Below are 12,557 nucleotides of genomic sequence, written 5' to 3'. Positions count from 1 at the left end.
TCCCCTATCTCCCCTATCTCCCCTATCTCCCCTATCTCCCCTATCTCCCCTATCTCCCCTATCTCCCCTATCTCCCCCATACCCAGTCCTCTACAATAACCAATGACCTAAAACCACTAAAGTCATGAATCAAAACAATCCAAAAAACCCCGTGATGTTAGTTCATGGTATTTGGGATACGAGTGATATTTTTAGTAAAATTTCTCCCGTTTTAACTGAACTGGGATGGTCAGTTTATAGCTTAAATTTAATTCCTAATGATAGCTCGATTGGATTAGACCGTTTAGCAGAACAACTGAGCGATTTTATTGACCAAACATTAGGAAGCGATCGCCCTTTTGATTTAATCGGATTCAGTATGGGGGGAATTGTCAGCCGGTACTATCTTCAGCGACTCGGTGGCATTGAGAGGGTGCAGCGATTTATTTCTATATCGGCCCCGAATCAAGGGACCGTGACCGCTTATGCATTACCCCTACCGGGATGTTTGCAAATGCGTCCGAAAAGCCCGTTTTTGGAAGATTTGAATCGGGATGCAGTAGAGATGCTAGGACGGGTAAATTTCACCTCGATTTGGACCCCTTATGATAGTATGATTATCCCGGCAAAAAGCTCTCAAATGCCGGTAGGGAAGGAAGTGATATTGCCGGTTTTGGTTCATCGCTGGATGGTGAGCGATCGCCGATGTTTACAGGCGATCGCAGACACTTTATCGGAACCCTTGATCTACCCCATTTAACCCTAGATATAAACCCAATATCCTGACTCTATCTAGGGTTTAGGTCTAAGATATAAATTGTCCCTGGATTAAGTGCGATCGCCAATTTCGGTGAATTCCGCACTCCCGAAAATGGCCTCGGGATGGGCGTAATATTTGAACTCCAGTAAGTTATAAAATGGGTCCTCTAAAAAGAAAGTGCGATGTTCTAAGGGAGAACCGGGAAAGCGCCGTTTGGATTCTTCGCGAAACTGGAGTTGATGGTGTTGGGCACGTTCTAATAGGGTTTCCCAATCGGCTTCATTTTGAAAAATTAAGCCGAAATGACGAGGATAAATGCTTTTTTGGGGGGTAATGGGTTCTTTCGTGACATGGGCAACCAGTTGATTGCCATAGAGGTTTAAAATAACAGCAGTATGGGATTCGCGTCCAACTTGGCAACCGAGACCTTTAGCGTAAAATTCTTTGGTCTTAGGAATGTCAGTAACGGGAAAGGCAAGATGAAAAAAGACATTGTTCATGAGGGATAATTTAAGATGCAATCAGAAGAATTTGTTTTTAATTATGGCGCGTTATTGAATCCTTGGCTGGTGGCAGTGGGATTAAATACGGTTTTGTTAACGATTGTTTATTTTTTACCCAAAAAGTTGCTCACTCCGGCAGGAATTATCCATGCTTGGATTTTGGGGGTGCTGATTTGGGGGGCCTTGGGTTGGCCCGGATATGCGGTGGTGGGGTTTTATTTTATTGTGGGTTCGGCAGTGACGCGCATTGGGATGGCGCAGAAGGAGGCGGAAGGAATCGCGGAGAAGCGCTCGGGGGCCCGGGGACCGGAAAATGTCTGGGGTTCGGCATTGACAGCAGCGGTTTGTGCCTTGGGGGTGTTGGGGGTGCAACGGTTAGATTGGGCGGAAGTAGTGCCGTTGCTGTTATTGGGGTATGTGGCGAGTTTTAGCACGAAGTTGTCGGATACGACGGCGAGTGAGGTGGGGAAGGTTTACGGTAAGCGGACGTTTTTGATTACGACGTTGCAACCTGTGCCGAAGGGGACTGAGGGTGCGGTTTCTCTGGAGGGGACGATCGCCGGGGTGGTGGCATCCGTGGCGGTTGCCTTGGTGGGGTATTTGGTGGGGTTGATTGATTTGACGGGGGTGGGGTTATGTGCGATCGCGGCGTTTATTGCCACAAATTTAGAGAGTGTAATTGGGGCAACGATTCAGGAACAAGTGAGTTGGATGACCAATGAGGTGGTGAATATTATTAATACCACGATTGGGGCGATCGCAGCAGTGGGACTGGCGATCGCCTTGAGGGGGGTGTTGAGTTAAAGGGATGGAGATGTTGAAAAGCTCAGACTCATACTGTTTATACTCAGTGAAGGGCAGTGGGCGATCGCCTCAAGGGGGAGAAAACCTTCCCGTATGCGGGCGATCGCCTGCTGTCATCCGTGAGTTTAAGTCAACGGAAGAAAAGACTCCGCAACCATCATCTCGGGTTCTATTCCCTTGACAATCGCCAGAATTTCATCTCCCAACGCGATCGCCGTTCCGCAATTGGAGGAGACGAAATTGAGGAGATTGAAGGTTAATCCCTCACTTAACACAAACCAGTCTTCTCCGAGGGTAAAATCGGCAATGGTGTCAGTGCCAGAACCCGCCTGTACAACAAAGCGATCGCGTCCGGCACCGCCTGTTACGGTATCATTTCCCCAATCTCCACTGAGGAAATCATCCCCGTCACCGCTATAGAGGAGGTCATCATCTTTTCCGCCATACAAGGTATCATTACCACTGCCACCGATTAGGGTATCGTTCCCGGCGTTGCCTTCTAACCAATCATCCCCGACACCAGCACAGAGAAAGTCGCGATCGCCTTCAGAACCAATAGGGACATCGCTACCGATGCCGCCTCGGAGGGTATCGTTGCCATCCTCGCCATAGAGGGTGTCATTGCCTAAGTCTCCGAATAAGAGGTCATCACCCGGGGACCCGCACAGAATGTCATTATCTTTGCCGCCATGAAGGGTATCGTTACCCAGACCCCCATGCAAGGTATCATCCCCTTGATTGCCGTTGATGAAGTCATTGCCATCGCCGCCATAAATCAAGTCTCGTCCCCCCAGATCGGGGACATTGGGATCGCTAGTGCCACCGAACAAGGTATCATCGCCCTGATCTCCCAAGACGAGATCGTTCCCCAGGTCCCCGTAAATCAGGTCGTTATCTTTGCCACCGTAAGCGATATCGTCATCTTTGCCGCTATAGACGGTATCCGCACCTTCGTTGCCATTGATCAGATCATTGCCTCGGTTCCCGAAGATTAAGTCGCGATCGCCTTCTGTGCCGATGGGGGTTTCGCTGCCATTTCCCCCGAGAATGGTGTCATTGCCGAGATCACCATACAAGAGATCACTATCTAAGTTACCGAAGATCAGATCATCGTCTTTCCCTCCATGAATGATATCAGTAGCTCGACCACCATAGAGGGTGTCATTACCTTCGTTGCCGTTGATGAAATCATGACCTTTGCCGCCTTCGATGCGATCGCGATCGATACCTGCACCTACCGGGAAATCGCTACCGACGCCTCCTAGCATATAATCATTGCCGGTATCCCCATACAGGACATCAGTACCGCCTTTCCCCCAGAGAAAATCCTCTCCGGCAAATCCTAAGATCCCTTCAGGGCGATCGTCTCCCCAAACCAGATCATTTTCCTCGGTTCCAAAAAGGAAAATTTCCACCGGCGGGCGATCAAGGGGTCCATAAAAGATCATTTCTGGCGGGGGTGGAACCGGACATTTACACCCACTGTTTTGCGAAGGGTCGCTAGGGACGGGGTTACAAGTGTTTGTGCTGCTAGTATGTGGTACTTCAGTAGGGGGATTTGCCGTAGGATTCTCAGAATCGGGGCGATCGCCATTGCCAGGAGAATCCGGGGTTAAAGGACCGTTGTCATTACCCCCGTCTGTCCCTGGACTACCTCCACCATCGGTTCCAGTTCCGGGTTCGGGATTACTTCCCCCATCGGTTCCTGTTCCGGGTTCGGGATTACTTCCTCCATCGGTTCCAGTTCCGGGTTCGGGATTACTTCCTCCATCGGTTCCTGTTCCGGGTTCGGGATTACTCCCCCCATCGGTTCCTGTTCCGGGTTCGGGATTATTTCCCCCATCGGTTCCTGTGTCTGGATTACTTCCTCCATCGGTTCCTGTTCCAGGTTCGGGATTATTTCCCCCATCGGTTCCTGTTCCAGGTTCGGGATTATTTCCTCCATCGGTTCCAGTTCCGGGTTCGGGATTGCTTCCCCCATCGGTTCCTGTGTCTGGATTACTTCCTCCATCGGTTCCGGTATCGGGATTGCTTCCCCCATCGGTTCCGGTATCGGGATTGCTTCCCCCATCGGTTCCGGTATCGGGATTGCTTCCCCCATCAGTTCCGGTTCCGGTATCGGGATTGCTTCCCCCATCGGTTCCTGTGTCTGGATTAGTTCCTCCATCGGTTCCGGTATCGGGATTGCTTCCCCCATCAGTTCCGGTTCCGGTATCGGGATTGCTTCCCCCATCAGTTCCGGTTCCGGTATCGGGATTGCTTCCGCCACCTGTATTACCGCCACCTGTATTACCGCCACCGTTAGGCGATTGAATGGTTAAATCAAAGGTATCGGTAATGCTTGCCTCCGCCTGATCCGTAGCGGTGACAATAATTGTGAGAGTTCCAATATCGGTTCCCCCTGGGGTGCCGGTGAAAGTGCCATCCTCATTGAAGGTTAACCAATCGGGAAGAGGGTCTCCATTAGATAGGGTAGCGGTATAGGTTAAGCGGTCATTGTAGATAATATCGGCATCATCAAAGGTATTTTCAGGGATGGGAAAGGTAAAATTTGTTCCGGGAGTGGTGGTTTGATCTTCGATAGGATTGACGAGGATGGGGGGAGCATTAATGTTTAAATTAACGGTAGAGGGAGTCTCGGCATAGTCGGTCCCGTCAAATCCATTCCAATTAAAACTTACCGGGCCATTGAAGTTTTCATCGGGGACAAAGGATAGTTTCTCTATATCGGTTATGAGAATTTCTAGGGGATTTGTGATGGGATTTCCATCCAAGAATAGGGTTCCCGTGGGAGGAAGAGAAGTAATAAAAATTTTCTGGAGGGTATTCCCGTCACTGTCTGTAAATTGATTGGTAAAATCCTCTGGGTTAAATAAGAAGGGATTATCTTTTGTGCCGGTTTCATTGAGGGGTGATAGGGTGGGCGGGTTATTAATATTAACGACAAAAGTGCCCAGGATACCTGGGGCGATCGCATTGCCGGTAGTATCGGTAACTTTGTTTTCTAGTAAGTTGACCGTATAAGGGCCGTTATCGCCGGGATCCCAAACGCCCCCGGGAGGGGTAATGCGGTAGGTGACGTTGATACTATTGAAATTGCCATTATTTTCAGGGGTGTCGATCGCCGTGACGGTGAGACTCTCATTATTCGGTCCCGTGACCAAAATATCCTCAATATCCAGCAGGGTACTCCAATCGATCGCCCGGTTATCGGTAAAGGTGACGGTGAAACTGTAGGTTATTTCCCCTGCCGTGGTCACATCTTGGGCAATAAAGTTTCCAAAATTGGGCAAAATCCCGTCTGTTGGTCCTGGAGATCCAATATCTAACCCGCTATTATTGCCATCTAAGGCACTTTCATAAGCTTTGGCGACTACTTCTGTTTCTGTGGGAATACCGGGTTCCCCGATCGCACTTGTAGCCCAATTATTACCATTATCATTGGCTTTTGTCAAGTCCTCTTGACTGAAAGTGAGAGGTTTTAAATACAGGGAAGCCCCGGTAGAGGGAGTCGGCCCTAACCCGGTTGTGTCATACGCTACCTCATCAATGGCGGTTTGAAACCCGAGAGTATAGCTACTCAAGCTGGGCCATAACCCGATGCGATCGCTCTCGTTGCCCAATGCAGACCAATTACTGACGGGAATCAAAGAAATGTCTCCTGTATCCCATGCTGCCTTAAACGAGTCGGGAGACAGGTTCGCATTAAACAAAATCCCCGTTTTTCCCGGTGCGATCGTACCCCCACCAATATTTCCCGCCGTCCAGTTTGTGTCATCCGCACCAGCATTAGCAAACACAAATCCAGTTAAATCCAGAAGTTGATCCGTTGGATTGTAAATCTCCACCCACTCCCAGTCCGGTTCGGCACTGCTGGGATGGTACATAATTTCTGTAATCACCGGCAAAAGTTGACTCTCGTAAGCACCGATATCGATCGCCGTGCCCACCTCACGCTCGAATCCCGTGCCGCGTTGGTCTGTGAGTAACTGAGTGCTAACATCAGGATTACCCAAGTTAATCGCTGGAGACACTACAATTAAAGCATGGGTTAAGGGGGACCCGGGATCTGCACCATTGAGTTCTAAAATCGGATTGATGACATCTGTAATCTCAATTCCACCCAAGAAGTCAAAGCTATAATTCGTCGTAGAATTTAACCCAGTGCTGCCGGTCCAATTGCCGATCAGGTTATATTTACTATAGTCCGCATTATTATTGTAAACCGGACCAGAAATATCTTGATGGACAATCCCAATGCTATTATCTTCATTAATGCTATTATCCTCATTTCCGGCAACAAGGCTATGGCTCAAATTGAGGACAGTTCTACCTCCTTCATTAAAAATGCCACCACCGTTGCCGGTGTTATTGTCATCACTATCAGCCGTATTAAAGGCGATCGTGCTGTGACGAACCGTGAGAGTTCCTGTATTGTAAAAGCCGCCACCGTCGTTCGCCGCCTGGTTGTTGGAAATCGTACTATTGGAGATCAACGCATTTTTACTATTTTGGATGCCTCCACCATTAGCACCTTGATTATCGTTCGGGTTAGTTCCAGCCAAGTTATTAGAAATGGTACTATCAATAACCGTCAGATTGTTCTCATTCTTAATACCTCCACCGTCATCCTCAGCTCGGTTGCCAGTTATGGTACTTTGATTCAGGGTCAAAGTACCCTCATTGTAAATTCCGCCCCCATCTCTTCTATTGTTTTCCTCGGGACTATTGGGAATATTAGCTAACCCATTTTTAACCGTAAGATTATTTAGAGTAAGATTAGCATTAGCCTCGACATAGAAAATTCGGAAACCGTCTGCGTTCTCATCCCGAACGATTTCAGCCCCGTTTCCATTAATTGTTAGAGTACCTGCCTCAATTACGGGTAACCCGTTGGCACCGAGAATAGTATTATTACTTTCAGTGAGGTTATAAGTACCTCCTAATAAATTGATGATACTCTCTTGACCATCATTATTCGCCTGTGTAATTTTGTTAATCAGGTCCGTGACATTTCCCGCCTCCACTGTATAGGTTAGTGGGAGTAAGGCGTTATAGGCAGCGATCGCCTCGGACTGGAAGGGTAGAGGGGCCTCAATGTTTCCCATCCTCACTTCTAGGGTCCAGTTACCGTTCAATGCAGCACTGCCGGTTAAATCATCGGAGGCGGCAATATCTGCACCCGTCAACTCGGCGAGTCGTTGCAGAAAGGTAATCCCTGTATCTGAGGTCCCGACATTACATCCATAGAGTAAGATATCGGCCCCCTCACTGAGGGACCCGCGCAGGATCTGCCATTGGGGAAGATAGGCATCCAGGGTTTCGGCATCCAGTTGGGTTGTGCCGAGTTGGACCCTGCCGGAATTCCCGTGAGAAACTAGATGAATGCTGTCGATTCCCGTCCGACCCGCGATCGCCTCAATAATTTGGTCGATGCCATCGCGATCGCGATCAAGCTGGATCACCTCCGTATTAGGGGCCAAGGCATCCAGGAGGGTTTGTTGCTCAGAAACCCCTGAATCGATAAATACCAGGGTGCGGGACTCCGTTACAGGAGGAGTCACCGGGATTGGACGGTCTAGGGTGGTATCCAGGCTATTATAACGCTTGGAAATCTGAGGCAAGAAGTCGAATAGTTGTGATTGTGGGTAGTTCATTGCAAATACATCCCCGGGAGATATAGTGTTGATAGTGTTGACAGTCAGATAGAACACCCACCCCCCGTATTATCACGAGGGACTGGGCTCTTGGTAAATCAAGACTTGACGATTTTTTGGGAAGAAAGAAAAAACTAGATCACCCTGGATATGATCTAGTATAGTCCGTAGATACACGGGGATGGGTTGCACCCCTCAATTAAATGCCGGATCAGTCCTCTCCCACCAAGCTTTAGGGGTGCAGAGGGGTTTTTTTCGCCGTGATTTTGGCCTAGGCAAAAGGGTTTCTGAGGTCCTGTGCGGATTATTACGGATCCAACCTAAAATAAAAGCACCGCCCTGGGGACAACCGCTAAAGCGTGGCCCTCCCGTGGGAAGGATTGGGGGCTAAACCGGGGTTGATCCCGGCCACAATCCGCGCGATCGCTGGATCAGCGGCAATCCCATCTATCAAAATCAGGAGACTTTCTCACTCAACGATGAAACCCTATCAACACATCCCCATTCTCGACTGTGGCGAGCCCTTGGTAGCGATTCCTGGGGAGCAGTTTGCTCTCGTCTTGCCTCATCCTTATGAACTGTTGGGCGCACCCTACGCAGGGCGATCGCCGTTTTATCTGCGCGAAGGGGTACTGAGGGGTTTAATCCAAGCACAAACCTACCTCCAGGAGCAATATCCCCAATGGCAGATTTTAATTTTTGATGCTTATCGGCCTATTGCGGTCCAACAGTTTATGGTAGACTATACCTTCATGGAGCAAGTGCGATCGCAAGGGTTAGATTCCGAGAACTTAAGCCCCTCTGAGCGCCAAGAAATTTTAGCTCAAGTGTATCAATTTTGGGCTATCCCCAGTCTGGACCCCGCCACCCCTCCGCCTCATGCCACAGGTGCTGCGGTGGATGTCACCTTAGTCAATGAGGCAGGTATTGCAGTGGAAATGGGTTCTCCGATTGACGAAATCTCACCGCGATCGCATCCGGACTATTTTGCCCAAAGCAGCGATCGCCCTCACCAAGACTATCATAACCATCGGCAAATATTGGCCCAAGCGATGCAACAAGCTGGATTTGCACAACATCCAAACGAATGGTGGCATTTCTGTAAAGGGGACCAAATGTGGGCCTGGTTAACTCACCAAGAGACTGCCTTTTATGGCAGAGTTGAGTAAACTTCAGACAAGGGCGGTGGTTTCCTATCCCCCCTGATCTAAGTTGTGATGTTGAACCGATAGTGAGTGCGCGCATCTTGCTCGCTTTCCCTCTAATATCAAGTTCCTTCGATTAACCTAAAAAACATTTCTTCGTTCTTTTCTCCCCCTTCCCTTGCAGGGAAGGGGGTTGGGGGGTTAGGTCAGCTTGAGTGATTAAGTAAACATAATATAATCCACTCATTTACATTGACTCTAGTTGAGCTTTGATTCATCCGCTAGGGTGGGGACGGGTTCCAGACTCCAGATATGTCCAAAGGGATGGATAGGATTAAGGGTATAACGCGGGTCAGATTCAATGGTGTGATACAATTCCCGGGTGGGACGAAATAGGAATAGGGATGATGAGGGTTCGCTGATTTCTAGGCGATCGCTGTTAGTGAGGAGTAGAAACCGCACATCGGGATTGAGTTTATAGCTCAAAGCGATCATCCGAGTGAGACGCTCACTACTCCCGATTACCAGAGGGTTTGGCCCTCGGTTGACCAGTTGAGCAACTTCCACATCATAATAACAACTATATTTATTCCACCAGGTTTCCGCTGAGGCACTCACGGCACAAGAACTAATGCCTACCCCCAGCAATGCCACATACAGAAATTGCCAGATTCGACGCTGGAGATTTCTGCCGGTATCCAGACGAAGGCGATCGGCAAATAGATAGGAAACTGCCAATTGCAAGGCCAAATACGAGGGGAAAAGATAGCGAGCAATCCCCGACCGTTGCCCCCCGGAAATTACGTCATAAAGCATCAAAAACAAGCCATTAGCGGCAATGGAGGTGAGCAGAAACCACCTAACAAATTTCGGGGTTTTGCGAAGGGTTACCCATAACGCATATCCTACGAACAAAATCACGGGGATGACTGCATATCCCCAGATATTTCCCCAAGCAAAGGGGGTAAAATCTTGACCGGATTCGACATCAAAAAACCGTTGGGGATAGACCCCATGAAGGTCGAAAAATACCGAAGTCAAGTTGATCGCCCAACGTTGCGCTAAGGAATTGAAAGGCGTATCTCGCCCTAACCATCCCCCCAGTCGGCTTTTATTATTGAAATAAATCACAATCCAGGGAATTAAAGCAGCAAAACCGAGTCCTGACGCAATGAGATAGGATTTAAAAGATTGGGTCCATTTCCATTTTTCTTGGAATCCAACATACAATCCATGTCCGAAAAAGACTAATCCTGAAATTAAATGAGAATAGAACCCTAAGACAACGGTTCCGGCATAAATGGCCCAACTGCCTCGGGTCTTCAAGCGGAGCGATCGCAATAAAGCGACCCCAGAAACTAATGTAATTAGTGTCCATAAACTATATTGTCTTGCTTCTTGAGCATAGAGCAAATGGAGTGGAGAAACTGCTACCAATGACATAGCAATCCAGCCCACTATGGGGGCAGAAAATAGCTCTAAACTCAGGTAATAAATTGCGGGAAAGGCTAAGAGACTGAACAGGACTGCTACGCTACGAGTTACGGTGATAGAACTGCCGAATATCTGCATCCATAGTCGCGTAAACAGGTAATAGATCGGACCATGTTCAGCATTTTCAGCTAAGGCATTCACCGTATCTCCCCACCCCCGTTCGGGTGAGAGACTTTGAAACTGCTGCAACTGAGCGATCGCCATAGGTTCCCCGGTGGGAAATTGCCGATGAAAGTTGGATTTTTTGTATCCCGCCACTCTCAAAGACGTGTTAACTTCATCCACCCAGTAAATTTTATGGTCTAAATGATAAAATCTAAACCATATACCAATCACCAGAACTAATCCTACAAATAAGCGTAAACGATTCCAATAAAGTTGGGAAGTTTTCATCCTTAATCCTGAACAATTAAAATACAATCCGCTGATAATACAGCAAAGTCAGCCGTTTCAAACCCAGAACACTGGGTCATCAGGGTCACTATTGCGGGTTGAATGCCCGCTTTCAAATTGGCGATCGCCTCCTGAGTAACGGCATAAGGGTTTAACCACCGATTGTAAGATAAATACCCCGGAGTAAATGCCCCTTTTTCAATCAACCACAAATCCACTCCATCTTTTTGTAAAAACTCTACGACATCGCGAAAATTGGGACTATATTGCGCTTGAATCATCCGTTCGAGGCGACTCCGAAATTGTTCATAGTAACCCCAATGATAGGGGATAGCATATTCTCTAGCCGCTAAAACCGAACGGTGAGCAAAGGTGGGTAAATTATTAGCTTCTTCTGCTAGAGAAGCAATCAAAATATCTGGAGGTTGTTGTTGTAAGAATGCATAAAGCTCAGGTTGTTCTCCCCGTTCATAGGAAGTCCAGGGAAAATTGTTCATCGCCAGTTGGGGATAAAATAGAAAGGCTATAGCCAATACCAAGGTAATGATTCCAGCACTCATTTGTTTAGAAAGGGATTGCGCCCATCTCCAGAGGGCATCAAGGAGAATGGTGATGGCGATCGCTGCGGACCATGCCATTACCATTCGTAAACTATGCTGGGTATAGCGACTGGGCAAATGGAGTTTAAACAGCAAAGCATGGGCAGCAAAAAACAGCAATAAAGCTGCGATCGTAATATCTAACAAAATTCGGATGCGGGTAGAAACCGACGGGATTAGGCTAAATACTTTAGGAAATCTAAGCAAAATAGGCAGCAAAAAGCCGAAAGCCATAAACACGGGAGTTAAAATTGCAGAGAGGGCAATTCCACTCCGCCCATGAAACCAAAAAGCCCAAGGATCATCACTAAAAAATTGACTTCTTCCCCCAGGCATAAATTCCGGCATTTGTTGAGCTTGTAGGGCAGAAATCGTCGGCCCAAATTCTGAGCTACTCAGAGCATAAATTAATAAAATTACGCCTGCAATAGTTAAGTTAACCCCTAAAAGTTTACAATCTTGAACATTAAGGTGAATTTTAATGGTTTTCCATTTATAGAGAAGAGCTTGTAAGAATAAAATGCCGATAATAATCAATACATATTGCGGATAAAACAGACCAAGCAAGGCAACACATATCCCAGTACCCAGACTATTTTTATGCAATAAGTAATACAAAAAAGGTAAAAATAACGGATAGACAAAGGCTTTTGGTGTAGCAGAAATCAGCCCATCTTGCATCCATAAACTTTGATTCAGCAACACAGAAGCTATGAATCCAGCGATGGGGACTGGAAATAACTCCATCGTCACTCCAAAACAAAAAGCTGTAGTGATTAAACCCAACAGAGGAGGCAACAGTTTACTCAGCAATAGTGGTGCAATTCCTACCGCTGCCATCACCCGATAAAATAGGGCATAACCGGCAGGTGCAACAGATTGAAAATAATCCGCAATTAAATCATTGGGGAATAACCCGGGTTCTAAAAAGCGCTGCATCCAAAAAACGTGCTGCCGCGCATCATCTTGCACCACCAAGTCTGCACTAAATGCTTGCTGGAGACCCCCTATCCCATATATGACAGCCACAGTTAAGCTCAAACTGAACCAAAAAATCACCGCTGATTTAGGGGTATAGGGTGCAGGGGCCATGCAAAAGCGATGTAGGCGGTTGGAAAAGGCAATAGATACAGAAGTTGGAGAAGACAAGGGTTTAAATCTGGGCGAATGATTAATCTCAAATTCTACCCGATCGCTGGGAATAGTGGAAGCGTCAGCCACCT

7 protein-coding genes are annotated in these 12,557 nt (G+C 47.7%); 3 read left to right on the top strand and 4 right to left on the bottom strand.

Annotated elements, in window-relative coordinates:
• Positions 1 to 124 precede the first annotated feature (124 nt).
• Complete coding sequence (locus NG796_RS13555) at positions 125 to 739, top strand: esterase/lipase family protein (protein ID WP_261207357.1); 615 nt, start codon at positions 125 to 127, stop codon at positions 737 to 739.
• 68 nt (positions 740 to 807) lie between these two features.
• On the opposite strand, the gene NG796_RS13550 is transcribed toward NG796_RS13555, so the two are convergent.
• Positions 808 to 1,239 carry a VOC family protein gene (locus NG796_RS13550; protein ID WP_261207356.1) on the bottom strand — a complete coding sequence of 144 codons (432 nt, stop codon included), beginning with the start codon at positions 1,237 to 1,239 and terminating at the stop codon, positions 808 to 810.
• A gap of 15 nt (positions 1,240 to 1,254) precedes the next feature.
• Between NG796_RS13550 and NG796_RS13545 the strand changes: the two genes are divergently transcribed.
• A complete protein-coding gene (locus tag NG796_RS13545; RefSeq protein WP_261207355.1) occupies positions 1,255 to 2,046 on the top strand; it encodes a TIGR00297 family protein in 792 nt (263 codons plus the stop codon).
• Positions 2,047 to 2,171: 125 nt separating this feature from the next.
• Here NG796_RS13545 and NG796_RS13540 read toward each other — a convergent pair whose 3' ends face one another.
• Entirely contained in the window at positions 2,172 to 7,703 is a 5,532-nt protein-coding gene (locus NG796_RS13540) for a DUF4347 domain-containing protein (RefSeq protein WP_261207354.1), read from the bottom strand.
• A gap of 479 nt (positions 7,704 to 8,182) precedes the next feature.
• Here NG796_RS13540 and NG796_RS13535 point away from each other — a divergent pair, with 479 nt between their 5' ends.
• Entirely contained in the window at positions 8,183 to 8,872 is a 690-nt protein-coding gene (locus NG796_RS13535; RefSeq protein WP_261207353.1) for a M15 family metallopeptidase, read from the top strand.
• Between the two features lie 234 nt (positions 8,873 to 9,106).
• On the opposite strand, the gene NG796_RS13530 is transcribed toward NG796_RS13535, so the two are convergent.
• Both NG796_RS13530 and NG796_RS13525 read right to left on the bottom strand, forming a co-directional pair.
• Positions 9,107 to 10,735: a glycosyltransferase family 39 protein gene (locus tag NG796_RS13530; RefSeq protein WP_261207352.1), complete on the bottom strand. Its 1,629-nt coding sequence runs from the start codon at positions 10,733 to 10,735 to the stop codon at positions 9,107 to 9,109.
• Between the two features lie 2 nt (positions 10,736 to 10,737).
• On the bottom strand, positions 10,738 to 12,555 hold the full coding sequence (locus NG796_RS13525) for a hypothetical protein (protein WP_261207351.1): 1,818 nt from the start codon (positions 12,553 to 12,555) through the stop codon (positions 10,738 to 10,740).
• Between the last annotated feature and the right edge of the window lie 2 nt (positions 12,556 to 12,557).

It is taken from the genome of Laspinema sp. D2d (assembly GCF_025370755.1).
Classification (GTDB): domain Bacteria; phylum Cyanobacteriota; class Cyanobacteriia; order Cyanobacteriales; family Laspinemataceae; genus Laspinema.
Note: the sequence above shows the minus strand (reverse complement) of the source record. Positions and strands in the feature narration are given on the sequence as shown.